Below are 25,560 nucleotides of genomic sequence, written 5' to 3' on the forward strand. Positions count from 1 at the left end.
TGGCGCCGCCCGGCTGGTCTTACATTGCGCAGTACAAACAGGTTGCCTGCGGGTGTAGCCACAGGAACGATGCCGGAACGCGGGTTGATACTTTTCCTTCTCTGAACGCGGCGAACGCCTGCTGTTTTCCCTCACCGGCTACCAGCAGTAATACCTCTTTTGCCGCCAGAATATCCCTAAGACCCAAGGTTACCCCCTGCTCGACGGGAGCTGATGCCTGTTTCAGCATATCGTGCAGGCGGGTGCGCTCATCGAGATAGGTAATATGACAGGCGGGTTCCAGGAAGTCGTCCGGTTCGTTAAGTCCTAAATGACCGTTCTTACCTATCCCCAACAGGCAAAGGTCTAAACCGCCACACCGCGCAATCTGTTCAACAACCCGCTGGCATTCCCGTTCGTCAGCCTTATCGGAAGCAAACGAAATATAGCGATCGGGCGTGACGGCGAGCGGCAGAATAATTTGCTGCTGCAAAAACGCTTCGCAGGTTGCCGGGCTATCGGCCGATAGCCCAACCCATTCATCGAGCTTCACGAAGGTAACCTGACTGGTATCAGTTTTTTGTGCCTGCACCTTTTCAACAAACATTTGATAGGCCAGCAGCGGCGTAGCGCCCGTCGCCAGACAAATTACCGCGTCGGGCTTACGCTGAATGAGCGCCAGCAATCGCTCGCTGACCTCCTCGCTCAGCGCACGGTAATCGCTCAGCTCCTGAAAAGCTATCCTGCTCATTTACAAAATCCCCAGCGCGGAGCCCAGAATCGCCAGCACAAAGGTGACGGCAATCAGCAATACCGGATGCGCCTTTTTCACGCGCAGCAGGTAATACATCAGCAGGGTGTAGCCCATCGGTAAGATGTTTGGGAACACCTTGTCGAAAAAGTCCTGCTGCAGCGCAACGTTATGCGTGGCGTCGATGGCAAAGGTGGTGACGACGTTAATATGCACGTAGGACGCAATCAGACCGCCAATGACCGTGATCCCAAGTATCGTCGCCGAGCGGGCGATCATCTGCGAGTTTTCCCGCACTTTATCTATCGCTTTTATCCCCACAGAATAGCCGACATGCGTCCAGCCCACGCGCAGGAAGAAGATGGCAAGATAGACCGCGAAGAACAAAATAGGCCCCAGCAGGTTGCCCTGGCTGGCGAAGGAGGAGCAGATCCCGGCCATAATCGGCAACAGGGTGAACCAGAATATGGCGTCGCCGATGCCGGCGATAGGACCAAAAAGCGCGACTTTCAGCCCTTTTATCGTGCTGCGGTCTTCACCTTTCTCTTCCATTGAAATCAGCAGACCCATCAGGAAGCCGACCAGGTTAGGGTGCGTGTTAATGAACTCCAGATGATCCTTCATGGCGGCGCTGAGGCCTTCTTTGTCGCCTTTGTAGATCTTCTTCAGGATCGGCAGCATTGCCCACGTAAACCCACCGGCCTGCATACGCTCATAGTTGAAGCTGGCCTGAAGCAGAGAGGAACGAAACCCCAGGCGAGTAATGTCTTTTTTACTGATTTCAGATCCCATTGCTGTAATCCTCTGCATCGTTTTTCTGGGTTGCCGCCTGCGCCTGCGCGGCATTTTTAGCTTTGGCATTAAAGAATTCATAGACCGCAAACCCGGCGCCTAATACCGCAACCGGCAGCAGGTTACTGACCTGGATATAGCATACGAACAGGAAGCCGGCGATGAGGTAAGGAATGTACTGCGCCTTGAACATAACGCGCAGCAGGAGGCCAAAACCGACCGCAGGCAGTATGCCGCCAGCGACTTCAAAACCGTGCGTCAGCCAGGCCGGCATGGCTTTTACCAGCGCCTGCATCGCGCCCTGCGCAAGATAGGTGCAGAGAAAGGCGATAGCCGCATAGGAACAGGCGACAATGAGCGTTGTCGTCCAGTTAAGACGGGAAAACGCCGCCGTATTCGCCTCCTTCGCGCACTTATCGGCCTTTGACATAAAGAGTGAAAATGCCGAGTAGAAAAACAGAATGACGTACTGCATCAGCAGACTAAACGGCAGCCCTAAACCAATTGCGGTTTTCGCATCCACCCCGGTTGTCCAGGCGATGACGGTCGTCATTACGCCTGCCATAATGGGGTTTGGCGGCTGCACGCCTCCGGCAGGCGTCAGGCCGGCAAAAGCCAGCTCGGTGAGACCGCCGGTGATCAACCCGATATGGATGTCGCCAAGAATCGCACCGGTAAGAGTACAGACGATAATCGGACGAAAAAGGAACAGCGCTTCCAGCCAAAAATCTATCCCAAGAACAAAAACTAACGCGGCCAGGGATATTCCCTGAAGGAGTGTAATTTCGTGCATTTTGTTGCCTCGTAATGGTGACTTTCGCTATTAGAATATCGAGACACTGCAATTAATCAGGAATGCCCTCTTTCGCATCACCAGGAACATCCTGAATAAATAGATTAATACCGCTGCGCTTGATAAATCGCAGGTCGTCTAAATCACTATCATCGACATATACCTTGCTGCTGATCTGTTTTTTCCCCTCAGAGAAATGCATATTTCCTACGTTGACGTCTTTCAACGACAGGCCGCCTTCGATCAGCTTTCTGACGATGGCCGGAGTGCGGCAGATTAGAAAGATCTTCTGATGAGGGGCCGCCTTCGCAATGATCGCGATTGTTTTCTCGATTGAGAAAAAACGGATGCCGAAGCCATAGGTATCAGCGGTAATGCCCATCAGCTTTTGCTGTATATCGTCATTTGCGACTTCATCATCGACGACAATCAGTAAGTTAGCGCCAATGGTTGATGTCCACGTGACGCCAACCTGGCCATGTACCAGGCGGTTATCAATCCGGGTTAATAAAATATTTGGAGTACTCATATTAGTAATTCCTGCCGATATAGGCTGTGAGTTACGCGTTGTTGAAATAATATAATTATGTTTAATTTACGAAATGGATGGCGAACAGGTCACTAATTTATTCGCTGAACCGCAGACGTTGATTTTGCTTTTTACCACTTCTTTCATGGCATCCATACCGACACGCATGTAATAGCGTGGGTCATTGCCATCAGGATGTTCACCGAACCACTGTTTTACGGCGCCGGAAAACGCAATTTTCAGCTCGGTTGCCACATTGACTTTGCAGACCCCGAGCTCAATGGCGCGACGTACGTACTCGTCAGGGACATCGCTCGCGCCGTGCAGGACCAGGGGCACATCCACCACGTCGCGAATCTCCCCCAGACGGTGAAAATCAATTTTTGGCGTTTTGGTATAAAGTCCGTGAGCGGTGCCGATAGCCACCGCCAGGCTGTCAACGCCGGTCAGCTCGACAAAGCGTTTTGCTTCCTGCGGGTCGGTCAGAAACGCGCTTTCGGCGTCCACGCTCATGTCATCTTCCATGCCGCCCAGGCGACCGAGTTCGGCCTCTACGCTGCAATCATGCTGGTGGCAGAATTCGACGACTGATTTCACCAGCTTTACGTTCTCATCGAAGGGGAAGTGGCTGCCGTCGATCATGGCGCTACGCACGCCGGCGTTAACCTTGCGGCGGATATCGTCCAGCGATTCATGGTGATCGAGATGCAGCGCCAGCGGCATGTCGTAGGTGGTGGCGTAGGCGCTGCACAGGGCGTAGATCTCCTCCAGCGCGATATGCTTAAAGGTGCCCGGCGTGCCGGCGAGGATCACCGGCGATCGCATGGCGCTGCAGACTTCGAGGATCGCCTGGATCGTCTCGGCGTTATGAATGTTAAATGCCGGCACCGCATAGCCTTTTGCCTGGGCATCCAGAAGGAGATATTTAGTTGAAATAATGCTCATGATGCGATCCTCTTACGCCTGCCATGGATGAATAACAACGCCCTGTACCACGCGGTTAACCGTTCCGCTGGCGGATGGGGTGTCCGGAGTATTACCAACGCTGATGGACTGCGTGAGGGCGAATACCTGGGCATACATCAGGAAACAGAAAGCCAGCTCGACGTCGATAAACGTGCGGGAAGGCGGCAGCAGAATGTGCGGACCCGCTGCGATAACGGCATTTGATTCGTCGCTAATCGCCACCACGCGCATTGCCTGTTTATCGCGACGCAGCTCGGCCAGCAGGTCGAGGTCGTACTGGCGCGTGTAGGGATGGCTAGAGACAAATACCACCACCAGCGTTTCGTTATCCACCAGCGATTTCGGCCCGTGACGAAAGCCGGTTGGGGAGTCATAGAACGCCGCCAGCTTACCGGCGGTCAGCTCGAGGACCTTGAGGGCAGATTCGCGCGCCGCGCCCTGTAATCCGCCGCTGCCGAGATAGACGATCCGTCGCCACGGCTCATTGCCAAATACGCCGTTATTAAATTCGCCGAGCGACGTGAGGATCGTCTGACAGCGATCCGCCACGTCGCGGAAGGTTCTGCTGCCGATCGCCTCGGGCGCGAACACCGCAAGGCAGCTCGCCATCATGGTGGTAATACTGCTGGTCATTGCAAAGCCGCGGTCGTGCGTTTCCGCCGGCATCAGTAGCGCAAAGGCGTTGTCGCTGTTTACCGCGTTTTGATACAGGCTGCCGGATTCATTACAGGTAATCGACAGGTGGTAACAGTCCGGGACGAACTGATTGGCCAGCTCTACGGCGGCAACGCTCTCCGGGCTATTGCCAGAGCGGGCGAAGGAGACCAGCAGCAGCGGGTGTTCGGCGTTGAGGTAGTCCATCGGATTGGTGACCAGGTCGGTCGTTGGCACCGCGCTGATGTTTTTTCCGGTATGGCGCGCCAGCCAGGGCGCAACGATCTCGCCGATAAAGGCGGAGGTTCCTGCTCCCGTCAGAACGATCCGCAGGTCGTCTTTACGCAGCAATGGCGCAAGAAAGTCGTCGATCGCCGAACGGAGATTGTCGATGTTGGTGAGCGAGCGGATCCAGCAGGTGGGCTGTTGGCGGATTTCGGTTTCTGTCCAGGTGCCGGTCGCGGCGGAGGTAGCGGTATAGGTTTCAGGCATAACACAGTCCTTAGTCGTGTGAATTCCACATCAGACGCTGGCAAAATTGTCGCTATCTTTCGTTTCGTTTCACTTATTCATGTAATCAGCTAGATAAAATCTATAGGAAAGAAATCGAAACTTCAATCAAAGAAACAAGAAATAAAACGAAAACTGTGATCGGTAAACAATGAATACGTCTATCTATATGATTAATAAATTATTTTAATTAAATGACGTAGAGGATTACGTTATTTTAGAAAGAAAAAGAAAGGCCTTGCGCGACGAGGGTGAAGGCCAATATGACGCATAATGAAAGGGCTAAAGGGGGAGAGCCTGGCCCTGAATCCAGATTTGCTGAAGGTGTAGCCCGTCGTTTAGCGCAATAACGTTCGCGCATTTTCCCATGCGTAACGATCCAAGCCGATCGTCAATACCCAGCAGGCGGGCGGGGTGCAGCGAAGCCATATGAATGGCCTCTTCCGGCGCAGTCCCCGCCAGTTCGACCATGTTGCGAACGGCCGCATCAAGCGAGAGCGTACTGCCTGCGAGGCTACCGGAGGCCGTTCGTACGATACCGCCGCGCATTTCCACCGCTTCGCCGCAGAGCGAATAGCGGCCATCGGGCATACCGGCTGCCTGCATCGCATCTGTTATCAGGACCATGCGCTGCCCGGCGCAGCAGGAGCACAGACGCATGGCGGCGGGATGAACATGATGCCCGTCGGCAATAAGCTCCAGCCAAGCCTGCGGCATAGTTAACCCGGCACCGACCATGCCCGGCTCCCGGTGATGTAATCCGCTCATCCCGTTGTAGCAGTGCACCAGCCCGTCGGCTCCGGCAGCGAATGCGGCGCAGGTTTGTTCATAGGTGGCGGCGCTATGGCCCAGCATCACCCGCACGCCATGCCGTTTAAGATGATGAATTGCCGCTATTGCCCCCGGCTTTTCCGGCGCCAGCGCCACCACCCGCAGCGTTTGCCGCGAGCGGGCAATGAGCGTATCCAGCTCGGCGACGTCCAGCTCGCGGAACAGTTCAGGCGGATGGGCGCCTTTATTCTGCGGGGTGAAGTAGGGCCCTTCCAGGTAGCTGCCCAGCACCAGCGCGCCGGGACCACCGGAAAATACGCGCCGGGCGATGCGTTCCAGCGCGCCGTGGATGGCCGGCAGCGGCGCGGTGACGGTAGTTGGCAGCCAGGCGCCGACCCCCTCGCGCGTTTTATATATTGCCAACCGGTCGAGCGCGTCCGGCGCTTCGTCCATCACATCAATACCCGCGCCGCCGTGGACATGAATATCGATGTAAGCCGGGCAAAGGAGATCGGCGTCGCGAGCGGTTACGCCGGCGGGGACAGGCTCGACTGCGGTGATGACCCCTGCTTCAATACGCAGCTGATGATCGGCAAGCCAGCCCTGCTCGGTTAGCAGTCGTCTGGCGCGCAGAATCTGCGTCATATCCCTTCCTCTATCGGTTTGTCTTCGCGGCAGCGCGCGAGCTCGTCGACCAGGCTGGTTAATCCGCGGTGCCCGCACTCCAGCGCCTGCAGGCGAAAGGCTTCGCTGTTCAGGCCCTCTCGTTCCAGGACCATTTCCAGCAGCAGCTGCAGATTGGTGCCGGTTATCACTTCACTCCCTGGTTTTTGCATCGCCAGCGTTGAGGCCACGCGAAATGGCGTACCGCCCAGAAGGTCAGTGAGAAAAACGATATCATCTTCAGCGCCCAGCTGGCCTACCGCCTGCTCCAGCTGCGAGGTGAGCAGTGCGGTGGTTGAAGTCTCTGGAAAATCGATAGCGATAAACTGCGACTGCTCGCCCAGTATTTGTTTCATCGCCATTGCCATACCGCTGGCAAAACCGCCATGACCCGTCAAAATAATACCTAACATTGCATACCTCTTTGTATTTACAGGAAGTGGCAGAATTTACCCACTACGCCCAGGACGACGGTGAGCGCGATGAGGCGCAGCGGGCTCCAGCCGCGGCGTACCAGCCAGAACATGGCCAGGGTATAAACCAGCGGTAGAAACGCCGGCATCAGCTTATCGATAACATCCGTTTGCAGCTTCACCACCGCATCACCCGCGGTGATTTCCAGGGTGGTGCTGAGGCGAACATAGGTTGCCACCAGCGCGCCGATCACCGTCATCCCGACGATTGACGCCGCATGCCCGACCTTTTTGGTATTGGCTTTAATTAACGGTATCGCCGCCACGCCCATACGATAAGCGTAGTGTGCCAGGCCAAAGCGCAATCCGAGATGTACCACGTTAAACAGCACAATAAACACCATCGCGCCGAGAATAGAACCCTGCAGCGCAAGGCTGGCACCAATGCCGCCGCAAATCGGCAGCAGCGTCAGCCAGAACATCGCATCGCCAATCCCGCCGAGCGGGGCACCGACGGCGATTTTGGTGCTCTGAATGCTGTTGACGTCCTGCTTGGAGCGCTCCATCGCGAGGATAATGCCGATGACAAAGGTCACCAGGAACGGGTGGGTGTTGAAGAAGCCCATATGGCCTTTCATGGCACGTGCCAGGTCGCGCTCGTTGGTGTGGATCTTTTTCAGCGCCGGCAGCAGGCCATACAGCCAGCCTGACGCCTGCATACGTTCGTAGTTGAACGAGGCCTGCAGAAGCATGGAGCGCCAGGCGACGCGGTTAATATCTTTTTTCGTTAGCTCCGCACCGAGGGTCTGGTCTTCGTAGACGTTTTCATTCACGCCGGAAAGCAGCGTCCCTTCGGATGTGGAGACGCCTGGCAGAGTGGTTTGATTAGATGCCATCTTCGAATTCCTCTTTCTGTGCCGCCGGCGCAGCCGGTTCTGGAGATTTGCGCAGCAGGTCAATGAGCGCCATAGCCAGCGCCGCGGCGGCAATCGCCAGTACCGGTAGCTTCAGCCACGCTGCGGCCACAAAGCCGATGATAAAGTAGGGGATATAGACGTTTTTCATCATGATTTTCAGCAGCACGGCGAAGCCGATAGCCGGCATGATGCCGCCCGCCACGCCGAGGCCGTCAATCAGGCGCTCCGGTAGCACATCAATGGCGGTTTTCGCATGTTCCGCCCCGAAAAAGATAGGCAGGAAGGCGCAGAGAAAATAGAAGGTCCCTAACGCCAGCAGGGCCAGATAGTTCACCCGCTCAATACCCCTGGTATCGGCGTTTGCCGCCATGCGGTCGCAGCGGGACATCACGCCGGACATTACCGAGAACAGGAAGGTGATTCCCATCTGTACCGCGACGGCGAAGGGGACGGCGACGCCGACCGCGACATCAGGCTTCACGCCGGTGGTAATGGCAAAGGTGGTACCGACGATAGTACCGATAATCACGTTTGGCGGCTGGGCACCCGCCAGCGGGGCCAGCCCCATCCAGACCAGCTCCAGCGTGCCGCCGGTTAAAATACCGGTATGCAGATCGCCCAAAATCAGGCCCACCAGCGGGCCGAGGACCACCGGACGGTGCATATGGGTTAACCCGTTGAACATATCCAGGCCGGCAATAAAGGCAAGAATACCTAATGCAAAAGCCTGCAACAGACTGATTTCCATTATGAATCCCTCAGAGTAGTTTAAAGAGATCCAAAGCGGGTTCTGTTGGAACGCCCTGAACGAAGCATTCCACCCCGGCGGCCTTGAGGCCGTTAAACGCGGCAATATCGTTCGCGTCTACAGAAACCGTTTTGGCAATATGCTGTTTGCCATTGGCGTAGTGCATATTTCCTACGTTGATCCGCGTGACGGGAACCCCGCCCTCCACCAGCCTGAGGAAGTCAGCCGGTGTTTTACAGACCAGCAGAATTTTTTGCCTGTCGGCCGCGCGGTGGATATTTTCAATCACTTTTTGCAGCGACCAGAAGCGGACGGCGATCCCCTCCGCCAGCACCATCTCCATCAGATTTTGCTGTACCGAATCTTCAGCAACCTCATCGTTGGCCACCAGCACCAGGTTCGCTCCCGCAAAGCCGACCCACTGGACGCCCACCTGGCCGTGGATCAAACGTTCATCAATACGACTTAAGACAATGTTTGGCATCGCGTTTTCCTCTTCGTTGTTATGCGTTATGGGACGTAACGCCCTGACAGGCAGCGTGGTACTGCTGCAGTATGTCCTGAATATGGTCGATGATGAGCTCCCGCGGTGTTGCCTTGAGATCGCCCTCGCGAACTTTGATGTACTGCAACGGCATATACTGGCTGATGAGCGGCAGCGGAATCGGCCAGTCGGCAAGATTGCGCACCAGGCGTGCAAAGGCCTCATCGATCTGGCTGTCCGGCCAGTAGTAGCGGACGCGGTCGGAGTAGCTGTATCCGCGCGCCAGGCGCCGCGCATTGCCGTCACCGTGATAGTGGTTTTGCCAATATTCCGGGCGATCGAGCATGACGTTTTCCAGCACGTGACGCAGGCCGGAGCACGCTTTCGCGGGCAGGAGTTCTTCCTCCATCGCCGCCAGCGAGAACAGCGCTTCGCGCAGGGCGAAGGTGAGCGCTGGGCCGACTTTGAGAATGGCAAAGTGATCTTTCACCAGCTGACGAAGCGCCTGCGGCGTCTGATAGTCCGTGGAGTGGGCTTCAAATATCAGGGTGTCATAAGCTTCCACCATTGCGCTCAGCGCGACGGCTTCCTCCGGCTGATAGTCGATAACGTTGATATGATCGAATTCGACGCCGGGCTGAACCACCAGGCCGATAATGCGCGGCCAGATATGGCTCAGCCCCTGCTTTGCAAAGGCATGGCGATGCGCTTCCAGCGTCGTGCGCGCCGCATCAGGCGTGGTGACCTGCAGTTCGGTAAGCGTTTCATGGGCGCCGCCTGGGACGGGCACTTCGGTACCGATCGCGTAGACAAGGTCGGATTCGCCAAAGTGCTCACGACAGGTCTCTTCTGCAATCTTTGCCAGTCGGGCAGCGCGATCGGCGACGATCTCATCGGTTAACGGCAGCGGATCGCCCTCGCAGGACATGCTGCAATCGAGATGGATCTTCTTAAAGCCGGCGGCGACGTAGCTTTTAATGAGATCGTCGGCATTGGCCATCGCCTGCGCGGCGGGCAGGTTTTGCCAGCGATTAGGGCCGAGATGATCGCCGCCGAGGATCAGCTGCGACTGGGGAAAATCGAGCGAGCTGGCAAGCTGGCAGACGAAGCCGCGGAAGTCAGTGGGCGTCATACCGGTATAGCCACCGAACTGATCCACCTGATTGGAGGTGGCTTCGATCAGCAGCGGAGCCTGCTGGGCCCGGGCGTAACGAATGGACGCTTCGAGTACCAGTGGATGCGCGGAACAGACGGCATAAATCCCGCTTGTGCTCCCTCGTTTATGCTGTGCCACCATTTCTGTAAGATGTTTCACTTTCCTCTCCATTTCGGATGGTAATGACATTAATCTTTCGTTTTGTTTCATTTAATACTGCGTCATGGTGCTGTAAAAATAAAACGAAAGATAATAGTTTTCCGATCTGTTTCACAAAAGAAACATAATGAAAGGTTTCAGCGTCAAGGTATCTCCCCCTTAACCGCGTTGCGGGGCTTGCATTCCGCTAAAAGAAAGGTGTTAATAGGCAAATCGAAATGAAATGAAAGATTAGTTTAGGGAATGCTTATGAGTGGCACCGATTCTTCCATAGAGAAGCGCCTCGCCGGGACCAGCGAAAGGCGAGAGCAAATTATTCAGCGGTTGCGGCAGCAGGGAAGCGTGCAGGTTAACGATCTTTCCCTTTTGTTTGGTGTCTCCACGGTTACGATCCGCAACGATCTGGCGTTTCTGGAAAAGCAGGGCATTGCGGTTCGTGCCTACGGCGGGGCTCTGATTTGCGATAGCAGTACGCCGGGCGTGGAACCTTCTGTTGAGGATAAAAGCTCGCTGAATACCGCGGTAAAGCACAATATTGCCAAAGCGGCCGTTAAGCTGATTCAGCCGGGCCACCGCGTCATCCTTGACTCAGGCACCACCACGTATGAAATAGCTCGCCTGATGCGCCAGCATGCTGATGTGATTGTGATGACTAACGGCATGAACGTCGGCAATGCGTTACTGGAGGCGGAAGGAGTAGAGCTGCTGATGACCGGGGGCCATCTGCGCCGCCAGTCGCAGTCGTTTTATGGCGACCAGGCCGAGCAGTCTTTACAGAATTACCACTTCGATATGCTGTTTCTCGGCGTGGATGCTATCGATCTGGAACGTGGTGTCAGCACGCATAATGAGGATGAAGCCAGGCTCAACCGCCGGATGTGTGAAGTGGCGGAGCGTATTATTGTCGTGACGGACTCCAGCAAGTTCAACCGTTCCAGCCTGCATAAAATCATTGATACTCAGCGTATTGATATGATTATCGTCGATGAAGGCATCCCTGCAGAAAGCCTGGAAGCGCTACGTAAGCATGGAATAGATGTTATTTTAGTGAATGCCTGAAGCGTCATTCTGCAGCCCTCTCCTGAAGCAGAGAGGGCTGACCCTGCCGGGGATCAGGTTACCGGCGCCGGGTTAAACACCGCCAGCTGGTTATGCAGCCCCCACTGGTCTGAGAAGGTTTTCTTCCGGCCGCTGGCGACGTCAAGAATAAACTCAAACAGCTTCAGGCCCACGTCTTCGATAGTCTCTTCGCCGGTGGCGATAGTCCCGGCGTTAATATCCATCAGATCGTACCAGCGGTTCGCCAGCTCGGTGCGGGTTGCCATTTTAATGACCGGCACCGCGACGAGGCCGTACGGCGTACCGCGGCCGGTGGTGAACACCTGAACCGTAATGCCGGATGCGACCTGCTGGGTACCGCAAACAAAATCGCTGGCGGGCGTGGCGGCAAATATCAGCCCGCGCTTCGTCGGACGCTGGCCCGGCGATAGCACTTCGACAATTGCGCTTTTCCCCGACTTGGCGATAGAGCCCAGCGCCTTTTCCACCACGTTGGCGAGGCCGCCTTTTTTATTTCCCGGGGAGGGGTTGGCGCTGCGATCGGTTTGGCCGAGATCGAGATAGTTATCGTACCAGGCCATCTCTTCGAGCAGGCGTTTACCGACCTCCTCGTTCACCGCGCGTGGCGTGAGCAGATGAATGGCGTCACGGACTTCGGTGACTTCTGAGAACATCACCGTCGCGCCGCAGCGTACCAGCAGGTCGGAGGCATAGCCGACCGCCGGGTTGGCGGTGACGCCGGAAAACGCGTCGCTGCCGCCGCACTGCATGCCGACCACCAGCTCGGACGCCGGGCAGGTTTCGCGCTGGCGCTGGTTGAGCTTCGCCAGGTGACGCTCCGCAACCTGCAGAATATCGTCGACCATGGATTGAAAACCCACGTGATGCTCATCCTGCAGCCGCACGATGCTGGCGCTATCAACGGCAACGGGCTGAACATCTTCCGTCCCCTGCAGCAGGCGCTCCGGCTGCAGCTTTTCGCAGCCCAGGCCAACAACCATTACCTCGCCGCCAAAATTCGGGTTCAACGAGATATTGTGGATAGTGCGGATAGGCACCACGGCCGCCGGCGCGTTGATGGCGACGCCGCAGCCGTACAGGTGATTGAGTCCTACCACGCCATCGACGTTCGGATACTTCGGCAGCAGATCGCGTTCGATGATTTTGACCACGTAATCGACAACCCCGGCCACGCAGTGCACGCTGGTGGTGATGCCGAGCAGATTCTTGGTCCCGACGCTGCCGTCGGCATTGCGATAGCCTTCAAAGGTATAGCCTTCAAGCGCGGGCAGCGCCTGCGGGACTTTGGTCGCCAGCGGCAGGGTATTCAGCGGCGGTGCGCTGGGCAGCTCTACCGTGGACTCGTCAATCCAGCTGCCGCGCGCGATATCGCGGACGGCGTAACCGATGACTTCGCCATAGCGAATGATTTCGCCGTGAACCGGAATATCCACCAGCGCCACCTTATGGCCCTGAGGAATATGTTCAATCAGCTCCAGCCCGTCCGGGAAACGACTTCCCGCTTTCAGGCCATTATCATTGACAATAATTGCCACATTATCGGTGTCGTGTACTTTAATATAAAACGCGCTGGGCGATTGTTGTCTAATTTCGATCTCGGCCATTGTCCAGTATTCTCCAGCCAGGTGGGGATAATAAAATAATTAGCTCTATATAAAATATAATTGAGGATGTTCTCAGTATTGTGGAATTAGAATGTCAGGAGTTAGCGAGCAAAAATGTGACGGCGATCACTCATTATCGCGATAGCCGCGCCAGCAGCGGCATCAAAGCGTAAATATGTGCATTAGCGCCCATTATTATATGCATATGTGCAAAGTAATATTTATATAACCCTCATTAATTGTGCTTTTGCACAATGCGCGGCCGATGCCTGCTGTTTATACTGAATGACGATTTCATTACGCCAGACTGGCTATTTGATGTTTGTTTTTATTTAAAAGACATCTTTAGCATAACGCTTAAATAATAATAAAATAACTTCTCGAGTACCTGAGGTAAATAAAATGATACTTGATACGGTTGAAGGAACAAAAAAAGGTTTCCCCACCCGATATTTAATTTTACTAATAATCTTTATCGTCACCGCCGTGAACTATGCCGACCGCGCAACGCTCTCCATTGCCGGAACCGCAGTAGCAGAAGAGCTTCAGCTCAGCGCCGTATCGATGGGATACATTTTCTCCGCCTTTGGCTGGGCCTATTTGCTGATGCAAATCCCCGGCGGCTGGCTGCTCGATAAGTTTGGCTCGAAGAAAGTCTACACCTACAGCCTGTTCTTCTGGTCGCTGTTTACCTTCCTGCAGGGCTTTGTGGACGTCTTTCCCATCGCCTGGGCCGGGATTTCGATGTTTATTATGCGGTTTATGCTGGGCTTTTCTGAAGCGCCGTCATTTCCGGCTAACGCCCGCATCGTTGCGGCCTGGTTCCCGACCAAAGAGCGCGGTACCGCCTCCGCTATCTTTAACTCTGCGCAATATTTTTCCCTGGCGCTGTTCTCGCCTCTGCTCGGCTGGTTAACCTTCGCCTGGGGCTGGGAGCACGTGTTTACCGTGATGGGGGTCATCGGTTTTGTCCTCACCGGCCTGTGGGTAAAGCTGATTCATAACCCGACCGACCATCCGCGGATGTCAAAGGAGGAGCTGAAGTTCATCTCTGACAACGGCGCGGTGGTGGATATGGACCATAAAAAGCCCGGCGGCAATACCGCCAGCGGGCCGAAACTCCACTATATCAAGCAGCTGTTAACCAACCGCATGATGCTGGGCGTATTCTTCGGCCAATATTTTATCAACACCATCACCTGGTTCTTCCTCACCTGGTTCCCGATTTACCTGGTGCAGGAAAAGGGGATGTCGATTCTGAAAGTGGGGCTGGTGGCATCCATCCCGGCGCTGTGTGGTTTTGCCGGCGGCGTGCTGGGCGGCGTGTTCTCTGACTATCTGATTAAACGCGGCTTTTCTATCACGCTGGCCCGTAAGCTGCCTATCGTTCTCGGCATGCTGCTGGCTTCAACCATTATTCTGTGTAACTACACCGATAACACCGCGCTGGTGGTCATCCTGATGGCGCTGGCGTTCTTCGGCAAAGGCTTTGGCGCCCTCGGCTGGCCGGTCATTTCTGATACCGCACCGAAAGAGATTGTTGGTCTGTGCGGCGGGGTCTTCAACGTATTCGGTAACGTGGCCTCCATCGTTACTCCGCTGGTCATTGGTTATCTGGTCAGCGAGCTGCATTCATTTAACGCAGCGCTGGTGTTTGTCGGTTGTTCAGCTCTGATGGCGATGGTTTGCTACCTCTTCATTGTTGGCGACATCAAACGTATGGAACTGCAAAAATAATTCACGGTTAAGTGACAAGGTATAAGCGATGAATAACGATATCTTCCCGAACAAATTCAAGGCAGCGCTGGCTGCGCACCAGGTACAGATTGGCTGCTGGTCCGCGCTGGCAAGCCCCATTAGCACCGAAGTCTTAGGCCTTGCGGGCTTTGACTGGCTGGTGCTGGACGGCGAGCATGCGCCAAACGACATTACGACCTTTATCCCACAGCTGATGGCCCTGAAGGGCAGCGCCAGCGCCGCGGTTGTGCGGGTCCCGACCAACGAGCCGGTGATTATTAAGCGCCTGCTGGATATCGGTTTTTACAACTTCCTGATCCCGTTTGTGGAAAGCAAAGAAGAGGCGGTGAACGCGGTGGCCTCCACCCGCTATCCGCCGGAAGGTATCCGCGGGGTCTCCGTTTCTCACCGCGCCAACATGTTTGGCACCGTGCCGGACTACTTCGCGCAATCCAACAAAAACATCACCATCCTCGTACAGATTGAGAGCCAGCAGGGCGTAGATAACGTCGATGCCATCGCGGCAACCGAAGGCGTTGACGGCATTTTTGTCGGCCCAAGCGACCTGGCCGCGGCGTTGGGCCATCTCGGCAACGCCTCTCACCCTGACGTTCAGCGCGCGATTCAGCAGATTTTTGCGAGTGCGAGGAAGCACGGTAAGCCGAGCGGCATTCTGGCGCCGGTAGAGGCCGATGCGCGCCGCTATCTGGAATGGGGCGCCACCTTTGTTGCCGTCGGCAGCGACCTGGGCGCATTCCGCTCCGCCACGCAGAAGCTTGCGGATTCTTTTAAAAAATAACCCTCGGGATCAAAAGAGAGAGAACGTTATGACGATGAAAGTTGGTTTTATTGGCCTGGGCATCATGGGCAAGCCTATGAGCAAAAACTTGCTGAAAGCCGGTTACTCGCTGGTGGTTTCCGATCGTAATCCTGAAGCGGTTGCTGAAGTGATGGCTGCCGGGGCAGAAACGGCGGCTACGGCGAAGGCGATTGCCGAGCAATGCGATGTGATTATCACGATGCTGCCGAACTCCCCGCATGTGAAAGACGTAGCGTTGGGTGAAAACGGCATCATTGAAGGCGCGAAGCCGGGCACCGTACTGATTGATATGAGCTCCATCGCGCCGCTGGCCAGCCGCGAAATTAGCGAAGCGCTGAAGGCGAAGGGCGTGGATATGCTCGACGCGCCGGTAAGCGGCGGCGAGCCGAAGGCGATCGACGGCACGCTGTCGGTGATGGTCGGCGGCGATAAGATTATCTTCGATAAATACTACGACCTGATGAAGACGATGGCCGGCTCGGTCGTGCACACCGGCGAAGTGGGGGCAGGCAACGTGACGAAGCTCGCCAACCAGGTGATCGTCGCGCTGAATATTGCCGCGATGTCTGAAGCGCTGACTCTCGCCACCAAAGCGGGCGTCAATCCGGATCTGGTGTATCAGGCTATCCGCGGCGGCCTGGCGGGGAGCACCGTGCTGGATGCGAAGGCGCCGATGGTGATGGATCGTAACTTCAAACCAGGCTTTCGCATCGACCTGCATATTAAGGACCTGGCCAACGCGCTGGATACATCCCACGGCGTGGGCGCTCAGCTGCCGCTGACGGCGGCGGTGATGGAAATGATGCAGGCGCTGCGTGCCGATGGTCTGGGTACCGCCGACCACAGCGCGCTGGCATGCTATTACGAAAAACTGGCGAAAGTGGAAGTCACTCGCTAACAAGAAGGGCGTGAAACGCGCCCTGTAATTCTTGCCTTGCGCGGCACTGTCAGGCTACATAACTATGAAAATCGTAATCGCCCCAGACTCTTATAAAGAAAGCCTTTCTGCCATTGAGGTAGCTCAGGCAATAGAAAAAGGATTTCGGGAAATTTTCCCCGATGCGGAGTATGTTTCCGTCCCGGTTGCCGACGGTGGTGAAGGCACCGTTGAGGCCATGATTGCCGCCACGCAGGGTGCTGAATATACCGCTCTGGTTACCGGGCCGTTAGGTGAAAAGGTGAACGCCAGCTGGGGAATGTCCGGCGACGGTAAAACGGCGTTTATCGAGATGGCGGCCGCCAGCGGACTGGGCCTGGTTCCGCCGGCGCTGCGCAATCCGCTGCTGACGACATCGCGCGGGACCGGCGAGCTGATTCTCCAGGCGCTGGATCATGGGGCGAAAAATATCATCATCGGCATCGGTGGCAGCGCCACTAACGATGGCGGCGCTGGCATGGTGCAGGCGCTAGGGGCCAGCCTTCGCGATGCTAACGGCAGCGAGATTGGCAACGGCGGCGGGAGCCTCGCCAGCCTGAATGCCATCGATCTCCGCGGTCTGGACGCCCGGCTGCAGGAATGTGCCATCCGCGTAGCCTGCGACGTGACCAATCCGCTAACTGGCGATGTGGGCGCCTCGCGTATTTTTGGCCCGCAGAAGGGGGCGAGCGAAGCGATGATCCTCGAGCTGGATCGCAATCTTGAACACTATGCCGATGTGATAAAAAACGATTTGCGCGTGGACGTGAAACAGGTGGCGGGAGCCGGCGCCGCCGGAGGCATGGGGGCTGCGCTGATGGCGTTCCTCAATGCTGAACTGCGCAGCGGGATCGAGATTGTCACCCAGGCGCTGAATCTGGAAGAGCATATCCTCGACTGCTCGCTGGTGGTGACCGGCGAAGGGCGGCTTGATAGCCAGAGCATCCACGGCAAGGTGCCGGTCGGCGTGGCGAGCGTGGCGAAGAAGTACCATAAGCCGGTGATTGGCATTGCCGGTAGCCTGACCCGCGACGTTGGCGTGGTGCATCAGTTTGGCATCGACGCGGTATTCAGCGTGCTGACCAATATTACGACGCTGGAGGAGGCCTTTCGCGGGGCATCGGACAATATTTATCGCGCGTCGCGCAACATCGCCGCGACATTGCGGGCCGGGATGGCGATGGAGGGATGACAACCGGCGGCAAACCCTCTATACTTCGCGCCGAAGCTGACCAGACAGTCGCCGCTTCGTCGTCGTCCTCCTTCGGGGGGAGACGGGCGGAGGGGAGGAAAGTCCGGGCTCCATAGGGCAGGGTGCCAGGTAACGCCTGGGGGGGAAACCCACGACCAGTGCAACAGAGAGCAAACCGCCGATGGCCCGCGCAAGCGGGATCAGGTAAGGGTGAAAGGGTGCGGTAAGAGCGCACCGCGCGGCTGGTAACAGTTCGCGGCACGGTAAACTCCACCCGGAGCAAGGCCAAATAGGGGTTCATAAGGTACGGCCCGTACTGAACCCGGGTAGGCTGCTTGAGCCAGTGAGCGATTGCTGGCCTAGATGAATGACTGTCCACGACAGAACCCGGCTTATCGGTCAGCTTCAACTCTTCAGAAAACCCCGCCTCGGCGGGGTTTTTGCTTTCTGAACAAAGAATGAAGCAGAAAGAAAAGGATGGGACAGAAAGGGCGAATGACAGTCCACGACGCTCTTCATGAAAAGAACGCGGCTTAGCGGCCAGCTTCAACTCATTCGACAAAACCCCGCCTCGGCGGGGTTTTTGCTTTCTGAACAAAGAATGAAGCAGAAAGAAAAGGATGGGACAGAAAGGGCGAATGACAGTCCACGACGCTCTTCATGAAAAGAACGCGGCTTAGCGGCCAGCTTCAACTCATTCGACAAAACCCCGCCTCGGCGGGGTTTTTGCTTTCTGAACAAAGAATGAAGCAGAAAGAAAAGGATGGGACAGAAAGGGCGAATGACAGTCCACGACGCTCTTCATGAAAAGAACGCGGCTTAGCGGCCAGCTTCAACTCATTCGACAAAACCCCGCCTCGGCGGGGTTTTTGCTTTCTGCTGCCGGATATGGCTTATCAAAGCCGCACGGCGGAGGTAAAAATGGCCTGGTCAGGCGGGATAAAGCAGAGTCGGCCCCGGCTGGAGCCGATTTTTGGCATCAGGCGGCGTTTTCTTCATCCTGAAGTCGTATCTCCGCATCGGCGACGATAGCCTCCAGCTCGCTCAGCATCTCTTCGTAGCCAAAGCCGACGACGTTGGTTGTTTCCGGCAAGGTCGGCTGAATCGGCGATGCGGTCTTCTTCGGTTTCTTCTTACTCACTGATAAGCTCCATGACTCCCGTTTTTACACCGGTAAATCTATCAGTAAAGCGCGCAAAGGCGTATCGGCAACGAGGGTAATGTTAGCTTCATCACGAATAAAGGCGCCATCGCCGCAGGTCAGCGCCTGCTTTTCCTCTTCATGCGCGACGGCGTGCACGGTCCCGTGAATAGACTGCAGATAGGCGCGCGGTCCGTGAAGCTGCACGTTAATCCTCTCGCCTTTCGCCAGATCGAGATGATGGATCCAGACCTGCTGGCGTAGCTGCAAACTATCCTGCGCCCCGTCCGGTGAGGCCAGCAGCTGCTGCGGACCCTCGGTGATACTCATCTTCTGTACCAGCGGATTTTCGCGCTCCGGGCAGGCGTCCAGCCACAGCTGCATCCGCGTGAGCGAACAATCTTTACTCAGATTATGCTCGCTATAGCTGACGCCCGGCTGGGTCGAAATCAGCAGCGCTTCGCCGGCTTTGGCCTGCACGTGGTTGCCGTCACTATCGCGGTACTCCGCTTCCCCTTCCAGGATCAGATTCAGGATATCGACCTTCGGGTAGGTACGCGGCTGAAACGATGCGCCCGGTGCCAGAACTTCCTGGTTGAGCACGCGCAGGGAGGCGTAGCCTAACAGTTTAGGGTCGAAGTAGTGTCCAAAGGAAAAGGTGTAGCGGGCCTGCAGCCAGCCGAAATCTGCTTGTCCGCATTGTTTGGCTGTTCGGGTAGTAATCATTGTCTTGACCTCTCTTTACACTAAAACAATGGTAAAGGTATGGACGCTGTATTGTTAGCCAGATATTCTGCCCGGTATATTCAAATTTCCTGAACGAGAGTGCTATGGCCAGAGAGAGAGCATTAACGCTGGAAGCGTTGCGCGTAATGGATGCGATCGACCGGCGCGGGAGCTTTGCCGCCGCGGCTGACGAGCTCGGACGCGTCCCTTCTGCACTTAGCTACACGATGCAAAAACTGGAAGAGGAGCTGGACGTGGTGCTGTTTGACCGCTCCGGTCATCGAACAAAATTCACCAACGTCGGCCGCATGCTGCTGGAGCGCGGACGGGTCCTGCTGGAGGCGGCGGATAAGCTCACCACTGATGCCGAAGCGCTGTCCCGCGGTTGGGAAACCCATCTGACCATCGTCACCGAAGCGCTGGTGCCGACCAGCGACTTTTTCCCGCTGATTGAAAAGCTGGCGACCAAATCCAACACGCAGCTCTCGGTGATTACCGAAGTGCTCGCCGGCGCATGGGAGCGCCTGGAGCAGGGCCGGGCGGATATCGTCGTTGCGCCGGATATGCATTTTCGCTCTTCGTCGGAAATTAACTCGCGTAAGCTCTATTCGGTGCTGAACGTCTACGTTGCCGCGCCGAATCACCCTATTCATCAGGAGCCGGAGCCGCTTTCCGAAGTCACGCGGGTGAAGTATCGCGGCGTGGCGGTAGCGGATACCGCGCGTGAACGTCCGGTGCTGACGGTGCAGCTGCTCGACAAGCAGCCGCGTTTAACGGTCAGCACCATTGAAGATAAGCGCCAGGCGCTGCTGGCAGGGCTGGGAGTGGCGACCATGCCCTATCCGCTGGTGGAGCAGGATATCGCCGAAGGGCGCTTACGGGTTGTCAGCCCGGAATATACCAATGAGATTGACATTATTATGGCCTGGCGCCGCGATAGTATGGGCGAGGCCAAATCCTGGTGCCTGCGGGAAATTCCCAGACTGTTTACCGGGAAGTAAATCAGCGCTGCGCACCGCGCGAAGGCGGTGCGCATAATGAGCTATGAAAGGGGTTTTGGGTCGGGCCCGAAGCGGTTATTTCCGGGCGTTCCGCTTTGGCAATTGAAGACCAGAATCGCCAGCCAGCCGATGACCGGGATCAGCAGCAGTAGTAGCCACCACGCCGAACGGTCCGTGTCGTGCAAACGCCGAAACTGCACCGCCCACCATGGCAAAAAGATCAGCACGCCGTAAATCGTCGTCAGGATGCCTTCACCCCCCGCTCGCTGCCAGCCCAGCATTTTATCGATAACGCTGAGCACGCCGGTGAGGATGATATTGACCAGAATAAACATCCAGTACTCTTTACGACGGGCGCGACCGCCAAAGCCAATATAGTTTCTTATTACCTGTAGATACCAGTCCATGTCTATGCCTCGATTAGCCGTCAATCACTTGTTTTTAAAGCGATCGTAATAAGAATAGACGGGAATGAAAGGCGGGTAAATATCGCGGCTGTGAAATTTCAGGCGCCGCTGGGGGCGCCCGATATATCAGCGGAAAAGAAGGTCGCGGCCGTGCGGCTCGTTGAGATCCTGCTGCGGACCGACGGAGATAATTCCGGTCGGGTTGATGGTTTTATGGCTGCGATAGTAGTGGTTGCGAATATGGCCAAAATCGACGGTCTCGGCAATGCCCGGCATCTGATAGATATCGCGCAGGAAGCCGTACAAATTTGGGTAATCGCTGATGCGCCGCTGGTCACACTTAAAATGGGTGACATACACCGGATCGAAGCGCACGAGGGTGGTCCACAGACGAATATCGGCTTCGGTTAGCTGGCTGCCGGTCAGGTAACGGTGCTGGCCGAGGAGCTGCTCCAGGCGTTCCAGCGAAGCAAATACGCCATCAACGGCTTCATCATAAGCCTGCTGGCTGGTGGCGAACCCGGCTTTATAAACGCCGTTGTTCACGCTGTCGTAAATCCAGCCGTTCAGCTCATCGATGTTCTCGCGCAATGCAGGCGGGTAGTAATCGCCGGCGGTTGCCCCCAGCCCGTCGAAGGCGGTATTGAACATACGAATAATTTCAGCCGACTCGTTGCTGACGATAGTTTGCTGCTTTTTATCCCACAGGACCGGCACCGTCACTCTCCCGGTATATTGCGGGTCGGCATGCAGATAGAGCTGATAGAGAAACTGGTGCTGATACAGCGTATCGCCGGTGGCGTCCGGGAAGCTGCTATCGAACGTCCAGCCGTTCTCGAACATCAGGGGATTGACGACCGAGACGGAGATAAACGGCTCCAGGCCTTTTAGCTTGCGCAGAATCAGGGTGCGATGCGCCCAGGGGCAGGCGAGAGAAACGTACAGGTGATAGCGATCTTTTTCGGCAGCGAAGCCGCCATCGCCGCTCGGCCCGGGTGCGCCATCGGCGGTCAGCCAGTTGCGGAAGGCCGAAACGGAACGCTTGAATCGTCCTCCGGTGGATTTGGTGTCATACCAGGTATCGTGCCAGACGCCGTCGACTAATTGTCCCATTGTTTCCTCCTTCAGACTGTAGATAGCAAAAGCGAGGAGATATCTCCTCGCTTTTTGATTCAGTATAGTGTGCTTACCATTTTTTATTCAGCACGCGGTCGATGCTGAATGCGCCTGGACCGGTGATAGCCAGCAGCAGGAAGCCGCCTGCGATGGTCAGGTTTTTCATAAACATCAGCGAGTTCACGCCTTCAGCAAAGTTGCTGTGGAACAGGAACGCGGTCAGCAGGGTAAAACCGGCGGTGAACAGCGCGGTCGTACGGGTCAGGAAGCCGAACAGAATGGCCAGGCCGCCGCCGAACTCAAGCAGAATGGTTAACGGCAGTAATGCACCCGGGACGCCCATCGCTTCCATGTATTGCTGAGTGCCTGCATATCCGGTGATTTTTCCCCAGCCTGCGGTGATAAACAGGATTGGCATCAGGATACGTGCTACCAGTACACCAACATCTTCTAATTTTTTCATTTCTTACTCCAGAAAACCCAAAGGGCGGCGGTTTTGTTTTTTGGTGCAATCCTGCGTAGTTACGCGGGGTTGCTGTCGATGGAGTGAATATTAGCGAGACGTTGAGGGAATTGTTAGCAAGGAAAACTGTAGATCTTTATCAAGAATTCTGAGCAACTGCCCGGGAGACAGGCAAATAAAAGGACCGGTTAAGGTCCTGAGAACAAAGCAGGTGGGGAACTCAGCGCGGTGCGCCTTAGCGCGATGATTGCTGGCGCAGCAGGCCTCTGACCATGCGCCAGGTACTCCAGGCGCCGACGCCGCGCCGGGTCCAACGCAGAAGAAAGCGAGGATGGCGAACGGACCAGATGGCCATGATGCCGCTGCCGACCATCGCCCACGAGCGCAGGTTTTGCAGCGTCAGCCAGCTTCGGTCGAGCGGGGCGGTGGCCGCCAGCCAGTCGCGGCGGCCGGCGGTTAGATCCAGCCGCTGCTGCTGGATCTGGCGCAGCAGAAGCGTCTTGCGCCGCTCACGTTCCTGTTGACTGCTCACGATTAATCATCCTCCAGCAGCGCTCTGTCGTTAGCCAGCTCCGTGCGGGTATGACGCAGGAACGTCGAACGCCGGGCCTTGCGTAGCGTCCAGATACCGCCGATCAGCGAAGCGAGCAGCAGCACGGCGGTAGTGGCTATCATGACGTTCAGGCGATACTGCGGATCGACGGCCCAGATAATGAGCACCAGCAGGCTCATTAAGCCGAACGCGGCGAACAGCAGGGTCAGCCCCAGCATCAGGAACAGCTGGAAGAGGTTAGCCTTCTCTTCTTCCAGCTCCACGACCACCAGACGCAGACGCGTTTCCACCATTTCAACCAGCAGCGATACGATGCGCTGGCCGATGCCGAAAACGCTCTGACCCGGTCCTTGCGTGCGTTGAGAGTCCGCCATAATTAGCGACGCGTCAGCAGGACACCCAGCACCAGCCCAACGGCTGCGCCAATACCTACGCCGGTCCACGGATTTTCGCGAACGTACTCGTCGGCGCGCGCGGCGCTTTCACGGGTCTGCCTGACGATGGCATCGCCGGTTTCACCCAGGCGTACGCGGCTCTCTTTCAGCGCGCTTTCTGCTTTGCTACGCAGCTTGCCTATCTCTTCCTTCGATTTATCCGTGGAGGAGTTCAGCACTTCTTCCAGGGTATCAGCCAGAGTCTTCAGTTCTGCACGCAGGTCGTCTGCAACGTTATCTTTAGGCATCTTTCTCTCCTGTAGAGTGGTCCATATACATACTAGTACTCACGTGACTCAAGCGCTTTCAGCTCTTGCTGCGCTTCATCAAGCTTATGCTGGCGCTTGCTGATTTTCTCAGCATCGCCTTTCTGTTCGGCTTCGCGCAGATCGCGCTGACGCTCGTTAATCTCTTCCCGCTGTTTAGCGATTTTTTGCTGATGATCGGCTTTAAGCTTACTGTCGCTACAGTGGGCCTGAACTTCACGCAGCGCCTTATTGAGGCCATCAATACGGTTCTGATTGTGATGTTTCTCGGCATAGCTAATCTCCCGCTGGATATCCTGCTCTTTTTCCTGACAGGGGGAGATGGCAAAGGCGCTGGAGCTAAGCGAAGTTAAAACCAGGATCAAAGCGATGCGGTGTTTCATGGATGCTACCTTCCATTGTGTGAGGGCATATCCGTAGGATAGACCCGATCCAGTTGATTAACGTCAGCCCGGTGGCTCCCGCAGTCTTAAGCATAGTAAGGAAAACAGGAAATCACCAAACTGCGTGAAAATATTCAGAATTTTGGAAATTATCCAAACCTGTGTGGCGTATCGCGCAGGCGGGAGAGCCATGCTGTCGGGGTGTTATCTTCCTCCAGCAAAGCAATAATATAGCCGTGCGGCAGGGCGCGTCCCAGCACTTCTTTCGCCGCTATTCCCTGGGCGCTGGAATCAAATTTGATCAGCAGGCCATCTTTTTGCGGCGTGATGCTTTTAAAACGAATGCCGTTGGCATCAAGATGGTGCCAGACGGAAAAACCGTCCGGCATGCCAACATCCTGACTTACGGGGTGGATAGCGAGGGTGGCTTCCTGCTGTTGCGCCGCCAGCCACAGCCAGAACAGAGCGCACAGCAAAAGTGAACCGCCCAGCATCCAACCCAACTTACGCAGAGAAGGGCGTTTTTTAACCATCATCAGCCCCGACTTCTGTGTTTTTTCTTCCACATCACCACGAGCGAGCCGATTAAGCCAAATACCAGCAGCACCACCGGCAGCAGCATCAGGCAGGACATGAGCTGATCTTCATATTTCAGGAATACCGGCGTTTTGCCCAGCAGGTAGCCCAGAGAGGTCAGAATCAGTACCCACAGCAGGCCGCTCATCCAGTTAAAGAACTGGAAGCGCGCGTTGTTCAGCCCCGAGATGCCGGCAATCGTCGGCAGCAGGGTACGAACGAAAGCGATAAAGCGGCCAATCAGCAGTGCGGAAAGCCCGTGCTTATGGAACAGATGGTGCGCGCGCTGATGGTAGTGCGAGGGCAGATGCGAAAGCCAGTTCTGCACAATCCGCGTGTTGCCTAGCCAGCGGCCCTGAATATAGCTCAGCCAGCAGCCGAGGCTGGCGGCCGTTGTGAGCAGCAGCAGCGTTTCAGGGAAGCCCATTGCGCCCTTAGCAATCAGGACGCCAACCAAAACCAGCAGGCTATCGCCCGGTAAAAAAGCGGCCGGAAGCAGGCCGTTTTCGAGGAATAAAATCATAAATAAGACGAAATACAGCATGCCAATCATGGAGGGATTGGCGAGAGTTTCGTAATCCTGGCTCCATAGAGCATTTAACAATTGGGTTAATAGTTCCATTCACGATTCCTGGTACATCGGTTAACGGTACGTCTGAACGCAGTGTAAATATAGCGACATAGGTTGTTATTGGATTATGGTCGCTGCTGATGCGGTCTGAACGGATCCCTGTCTGGCATCATCTTCTTCAGGTCGTTCCAGGCTACTTTTGCGCGGAAAAACCAGCCCCACGTTGCCGGGTTTTTCTTTCTTTGCCCTCTGAACGCACCCTGAATTGTTTTGTGCATCAGATAAACAT

30 protein-coding genes and 1 other RNA gene are annotated in these 25,560 nt (G+C 55.9%); 7 read left to right on the forward strand and 24 right to left on the reverse strand.

What is annotated here, in order from left to right; translation table 11 throughout:
- Nucleotides 1-19: 19 nt before the first annotated feature.
- The 12 genes from MMW58_RS02805 to kbaZ form a co-directional block, all read right to left on the reverse strand.
- Nucleotides 20-730 carry a galactosamine-6-phosphate isomerase gene (locus MMW58_RS02805; RefSeq protein ID WP_133600851.1) on the reverse strand — a complete coding sequence of 237 codons (711 nt, stop codon included), beginning with the start codon at nt 728-730 and terminating at the stop codon, nt 20-22.
- Nucleotides 731-1,522 (reverse strand): PTS galactosamine transporter subunit IID, encoded by a 792-nt coding sequence (gene agaD / locus MMW58_RS02810; protein ID WP_095099821.1) that lies wholly within the window; start codon nt 1,520-1,522, stop codon nt 731-733. It lies immediately after the preceding gene.
- Nucleotides 1,512-2,315: a PTS galactosamine transporter subunit IIC gene (gene agaC, locus MMW58_RS02815; RefSeq protein WP_045856660.1), complete on the reverse strand. Its 804-nt coding sequence runs from the start codon at nt 2,313-2,315 to the stop codon at nt 1,512-1,514. The genes agaD and agaC overlap by 11 nt, the downstream gene beginning before the upstream one ends.
- Nucleotides 2,316-2,367: 52 nt before the next feature.
- Nucleotides 2,368-2,844, reverse strand: coding sequence for a PTS galactosamine transporter subunit IIB (agaB, locus tag MMW58_RS02820; RefSeq protein ID WP_076946574.1), 477 nt, complete (start codon nt 2,842-2,844; stop codon nt 2,368-2,370).
- A 66-nt stretch (nt 2,845-2,910) separates the two neighbouring features.
- Entirely contained in the window at nt 2,911-3,789 is an 879-nt protein-coding gene (gene kbaY / locus MMW58_RS02825; RefSeq protein WP_241722713.1) for a tagatose-bisphosphate aldolase subunit KbaY, read from the reverse strand.
- A 12-nt stretch (nt 3,790-3,801) separates the two neighbouring features.
- Nucleotides 3,802-4,956 (reverse strand): SIS domain-containing protein, encoded by a 1,155-nt coding sequence (locus MMW58_RS02830; RefSeq protein WP_133600853.1) that lies wholly within the window; start codon nt 4,954-4,956, stop codon nt 3,802-3,804.
- Between the two features lie 300 nt (nt 4,957-5,256).
- Nucleotides 5,257-6,390 (reverse strand): N-acetylglucosamine-6-phosphate deacetylase, encoded by a 1,134-nt coding sequence (gene nagA, locus MMW58_RS02835; protein WP_241722714.1) that lies wholly within the window; start codon nt 6,388-6,390, stop codon nt 5,257-5,259.
- Nucleotides 6,387-6,821, reverse strand: coding sequence for a PTS galactosamine/N-acetylgalactosamine transporter subunit IIA (gene agaF / locus MMW58_RS02840; RefSeq protein WP_045856672.1), 435 nt, complete (start codon nt 6,819-6,821; stop codon nt 6,387-6,389). Before agaF ends, nagA begins: the two co-directional genes overlap by 4 nt.
- A 17-nt stretch (nt 6,822-6,838) precedes the next feature.
- Nucleotides 6,839-7,717, reverse strand: coding sequence for a PTS N-acetylgalactosamine transporter subunit IID (gene agaE, locus MMW58_RS02845; protein ID WP_241722715.1), 879 nt, complete (start codon nt 7,715-7,717; stop codon nt 6,839-6,841).
- Nucleotides 7,707-8,486 carry a PTS N-acetylgalactosamine transporter subunit IIC gene (agaW, locus tag MMW58_RS02850; RefSeq protein WP_041147363.1) on the reverse strand — a complete coding sequence of 260 codons (780 nt, stop codon included), beginning with the start codon at nt 8,484-8,486 and terminating at the stop codon, nt 7,707-7,709. Before agaW ends, agaE begins: the two co-directional genes overlap by 11 nt.
- Nucleotides 8,487-8,496: 10 nt before the next feature.
- Nucleotides 8,497-8,970 (reverse strand): PTS N-acetylgalactosamine transporter subunit IIB, encoded by a 474-nt coding sequence (agaV, locus tag MMW58_RS02855; RefSeq protein WP_095099794.1) that lies wholly within the window; start codon nt 8,968-8,970, stop codon nt 8,497-8,499.
- Between the two features lie 19 nt (nt 8,971-8,989).
- Complete coding sequence (gene kbaZ / locus MMW58_RS02860) at nt 8,990-10,285, reverse strand: tagatose-bisphosphate aldolase subunit KbaZ (protein ID WP_241722716.1); 1,296 nt, start codon at nt 10,283-10,285, stop codon at nt 8,990-8,992.
- 249 nt (nt 10,286-10,534) lie between these two features.
- Here kbaZ and MMW58_RS02865 point away from each other — a divergent pair, with 249 nt between their 5' ends.
- Nucleotides 10,535-11,344, forward strand: coding sequence for a DeoR family transcriptional regulator (locus tag MMW58_RS02865; RefSeq protein ID WP_045856682.1), 810 nt, complete (start codon nt 10,535-10,537; stop codon nt 11,342-11,344).
- Nucleotides 11,345-11,397: 53 nt separating this feature from the next.
- Here the strand turns inward: MMW58_RS02865 and garD are convergent, their stop codons facing one another.
- A complete protein-coding gene (garD, locus tag MMW58_RS02870; protein WP_241722717.1) occupies nt 11,398-12,969 on the reverse strand; it encodes a galactarate dehydratase in 1,572 nt (523 codons plus the stop codon).
- A 402-nt stretch (nt 12,970-13,371) separates the two neighbouring features.
- Between garD and garP the strand changes: the two genes are divergently transcribed.
- The 5 genes from garP to rnpB all read left to right on the forward strand — a co-directional run bounded on the left by garP (nt 13,372) and on the right by rnpB (nt 18,045).
- Nucleotides 13,372-14,706 carry a galactarate/glucarate/glycerate transporter GarP gene (garP, locus tag MMW58_RS02875; RefSeq protein WP_045856686.1) on the forward strand — a complete coding sequence of 445 codons (1,335 nt, stop codon included), beginning with the start codon at nt 13,372-13,374 and terminating at the stop codon, nt 14,704-14,706.
- A 28-nt stretch (nt 14,707-14,734) separates the two neighbouring features.
- Nucleotides 14,735-15,505 (forward strand): 2-dehydro-3-deoxyglucarate aldolase, encoded by a 771-nt coding sequence (gene garL / locus MMW58_RS02880; protein WP_241722718.1) that lies wholly within the window; start codon nt 14,735-14,737, stop codon nt 15,503-15,505.
- A gap of 28 nt (nt 15,506-15,533) precedes the next feature.
- Nucleotides 15,534-16,424, forward strand: a complete 891-nt coding sequence (garR, locus tag MMW58_RS02885; protein ID WP_241722719.1) for a 2-hydroxy-3-oxopropionate reductase — start codon at nt 15,534-15,536, stop codon at nt 16,422-16,424.
- Between the two features lie 64 nt (nt 16,425-16,488).
- Nucleotides 16,489-17,634, forward strand: coding sequence for a glycerate 2-kinase (garK, locus tag MMW58_RS02890; protein ID WP_133600859.1), 1,146 nt, complete (start codon nt 16,489-16,491; stop codon nt 17,632-17,634).
- Between the two features lie 32 nt (nt 17,635-17,666).
- An RNA gene (rnpB, locus tag MMW58_RS02895) (RNase P RNA component class A) lies at nt 17,667-18,045 on the forward strand.
- A 568-nt stretch (nt 18,046-18,613) separates the two neighbouring features.
- Here the strand turns inward: rnpB and MMW58_RS02900 are convergent.
- Both MMW58_RS02900 and MMW58_RS02905 read right to left on the reverse strand, forming a co-directional pair.
- A complete protein-coding gene (locus MMW58_RS02900) occupies nt 18,614-18,775 on the reverse strand; it encodes a hypothetical protein (protein WP_165973059.1) in 162 nt (53 codons plus the stop codon).
- 24 nt (nt 18,776-18,799) lie between these two features.
- Entirely contained in the window at nt 18,800-19,501 is a 702-nt protein-coding gene (locus tag MMW58_RS02905) for a pirin family protein (protein ID WP_041147353.1), read from the reverse strand.
- Nucleotides 19,502-19,605: 104 nt separating this feature from the next.
- Between MMW58_RS02905 and MMW58_RS02910 the strand changes: the two genes are divergently transcribed.
- The gene (locus MMW58_RS02910; protein ID WP_133600860.1) at nt 19,606-20,502 is read left to right on the forward strand and encodes a LysR family transcriptional regulator; all 897 of its coding nucleotides are present in this window, start codon (nt 19,606-19,608) and stop codon (nt 20,500-20,502) included.
- A gap of 41 nt (nt 20,503-20,543) precedes the next feature.
- Here the strand turns inward: MMW58_RS02910 and MMW58_RS02915 are convergent, their stop codons facing one another.
- The 9 genes from MMW58_RS02915 to yqjA all read right to left on the reverse strand — a co-directional run bounded on the left by MMW58_RS02915 (nt 20,544) and on the right by yqjA (nt 25,322).
- The gene (locus tag MMW58_RS02915) at nt 20,544-20,909 is read right to left on the reverse strand and encodes a DUF805 domain-containing protein (RefSeq protein ID WP_045856699.1); all 366 of its coding nucleotides are present in this window, start codon (nt 20,907-20,909) and stop codon (nt 20,544-20,546) included.
- A gap of 126 nt (nt 20,910-21,035) precedes the next feature.
- Nucleotides 21,036-22,022, reverse strand: a complete 987-nt coding sequence (locus MMW58_RS02920; protein ID WP_241722720.1) for a glutathione S-transferase family protein — start codon at nt 22,020-22,022, stop codon at nt 21,036-21,038.
- A gap of 73 nt (nt 22,023-22,095) precedes the next feature.
- Nucleotides 22,096-22,488 (reverse strand): DoxX family protein, encoded by a 393-nt coding sequence (locus tag MMW58_RS02925; RefSeq protein WP_004867955.1) that lies wholly within the window; start codon nt 22,486-22,488, stop codon nt 22,096-22,098.
- A 235-nt stretch (nt 22,489-22,723) separates the two neighbouring features.
- Nucleotides 22,724-23,020 (reverse strand): YqjK-like family protein, encoded by a 297-nt coding sequence (locus MMW58_RS02930; protein WP_241722721.1) that lies wholly within the window; start codon nt 23,018-23,020, stop codon nt 22,724-22,726.
- 2 nt (nt 23,021-23,022) lie between these two features.
- Nucleotides 23,023-23,415, reverse strand: coding sequence for a phage holin family protein (locus tag MMW58_RS02935; RefSeq protein WP_076946587.1), 393 nt, complete (start codon nt 23,413-23,415; stop codon nt 23,023-23,025).
- A gap of 2 nt (nt 23,416-23,417) precedes the next feature.
- Nucleotides 23,418-23,723, reverse strand: a complete 306-nt coding sequence (locus tag MMW58_RS02940) for an ElaB/YgaM/YqjD family protein (protein WP_041147347.1) — start codon at nt 23,721-23,723, stop codon at nt 23,418-23,420.
- Nucleotides 23,724-23,755: 32 nt separating this feature from the next.
- Nucleotides 23,756-24,124 (reverse strand): DUF1090 domain-containing protein, encoded by a 369-nt coding sequence (locus MMW58_RS02945; RefSeq protein WP_133600863.1) that lies wholly within the window; start codon nt 24,122-24,124, stop codon nt 23,756-23,758.
- Between the two features lie 149 nt (nt 24,125-24,273).
- Nucleotides 24,274-24,660, reverse strand: a complete 387-nt coding sequence (gene mzrA, locus MMW58_RS02950; protein ID WP_185022523.1) for an EnvZ/OmpR regulon moderator MzrA — start codon at nt 24,658-24,660, stop codon at nt 24,274-24,276.
- Nucleotides 24,660-25,322, reverse strand: a complete 663-nt coding sequence (gene yqjA / locus MMW58_RS02955) for a DedA family general envelope maintenance protein YqjA (RefSeq protein WP_041147345.1) — start codon at nt 25,320-25,322, stop codon at nt 24,660-24,662. The genes mzrA and yqjA overlap by 1 nt, the downstream gene beginning before the upstream one ends.
- Nucleotides 25,323-25,560: the final 238 nt, after the last annotated feature.

This window comes from Klebsiella sp. HC6, assembly GCF_022605325.1.
GTDB classification, from domain to species: Bacteria; Pseudomonadota; Gammaproteobacteria; order Enterobacterales; family Enterobacteriaceae; genus Klebsiella; species Klebsiella terrigena.

Coding starts and splice junctions, on each gene's coding strand:
- MMW58_RS02805 (WP_133600851.1), bottom strand. CDS start 730: ATGAGCAGGATAGCTTTTCAGGAGCTGAGCGATTACCGTGCGCTGAGC.
- agaD (WP_095099821.1), bottom strand. CDS start 1,522: ATGGGATCTGAAATCAGTAAAAAAGACATTACTCGCCTGGGGTTTCGT.
- agaC (WP_045856660.1), bottom strand. CDS start 2,315: ATGCACGAAATTACACTCCTTCAGGGAATATCCCTGGCCGCGTTAGTT.
- agaB (WP_076946574.1), bottom strand. CDS start 2,844: ATGAGTACTCCAAATATTTTATTAACCCGGATTGATAACCGCCTGGTA.
- kbaY (WP_241722713.1), bottom strand. CDS start 3,789: ATGAGCATTATTTCAACTAAATATCTCCTTCTGGATGCCCAGGCAAAA.
- MMW58_RS02830 (WP_133600853.1), bottom strand. CDS start 4,956: ATGCCTGAAACCTATACCGCTACCTCCGCCGCGACCGGCACCTGGACA.
- nagA (WP_241722714.1), bottom strand. CDS start 6,390: ATGACGCAGATTCTGCGCGCCAGACGACTGCTAACCGAGCAGGGCTGG.
- agaF (WP_045856672.1), bottom strand. CDS start 6,821: ATGTTAGGTATTATTTTGACGGGTCATGGCGGTTTTGCCAGCGGTATG.
- agaE (WP_241722715.1), bottom strand. CDS start 7,717: ATGGCATCTAATCAAACCACTCTGCCAGGCGTCTCCACATCCGAAGGG.
- agaW (WP_041147363.1), bottom strand. CDS start 8,486: ATGGAAATCAGTCTGTTGCAGGCTTTTGCATTAGGTATTCTTGCCTTT.
- agaV (WP_095099794.1), bottom strand. CDS start 8,970: ATGCCAAACATTGTCTTAAGTCGTATTGATGAACGTTTGATCCACGGC.
- MMW58_RS02865 (WP_045856682.1), top strand. CDS start 10,535: ATGAGTGGCACCGATTCTTCCATAGAGAAGCGCCTCGCCGGGACCAGC.
- garD (WP_241722717.1), bottom strand. CDS start 12,969: ATGGCCGAGATCGAAATTAGACAACAATCGCCCAGCGCGTTTTATATT.
- garP (WP_045856686.1), top strand. CDS start 13,372: ATGATACTTGATACGGTTGAAGGAACAAAAAAAGGTTTCCCCACCCGA.
- garL (WP_241722718.1), top strand. CDS start 14,735: ATGAATAACGATATCTTCCCGAACAAATTCAAGGCAGCGCTGGCTGCG.
- garR (WP_241722719.1), top strand. CDS start 15,534: ATGACGATGAAAGTTGGTTTTATTGGCCTGGGCATCATGGGCAAGCCT.
- garK (WP_133600859.1), top strand. CDS start 16,489: ATGAAAATCGTAATCGCCCCAGACTCTTATAAAGAAAGCCTTTCTGCC.
- MMW58_RS02905 (WP_041147353.1), bottom strand. CDS start 19,501: ATGATTACTACCCGAACAGCCAAACAATGCGGACAAGCAGATTTCGGC.
- MMW58_RS02910 (WP_133600860.1), top strand. CDS start 19,606: ATGGCCAGAGAGAGAGCATTAACGCTGGAAGCGTTGCGCGTAATGGAT.
- MMW58_RS02915 (WP_045856699.1), bottom strand. CDS start 20,909: ATGGACTGGTATCTACAGGTAATAAGAAACTATATTGGCTTTGGCGGT.
- MMW58_RS02920 (WP_241722720.1), bottom strand. CDS start 22,022: ATGGGACAATTAGTCGACGGCGTCTGGCACGATACCTGGTATGACACC.
- MMW58_RS02925 (WP_004867955.1), bottom strand. CDS start 22,488: ATGAAAAAATTAGAAGATGTTGGTGTACTGGTAGCACGTATCCTGATG.
- MMW58_RS02935 (WP_076946587.1), bottom strand. CDS start 23,415: ATGGCGGACTCTCAACGCACGCAAGGACCGGGTCAGAGCGTTTTCGGC.
- MMW58_RS02940 (WP_041147347.1), bottom strand. CDS start 23,723: ATGCCTAAAGATAACGTTGCAGACGACCTGCGTGCAGAACTGAAGACT.
- MMW58_RS02945 (WP_133600863.1), bottom strand. CDS start 24,124: ATGAAACACCGCATCGCTTTGATCCTGGTTTTAACTTCGCTTAGCTCC.
- mzrA (WP_185022523.1), bottom strand. CDS start 24,660: ATGATGGTTAAAAAACGCCCTTCTCTGCGTAAGTTGGGTTGGATGCTG.
- yqjA (WP_041147345.1), bottom strand. CDS start 25,322: ATGGAACTATTAACCCAATTGTTAAATGCTCTATGGAGCCAGGATTAC.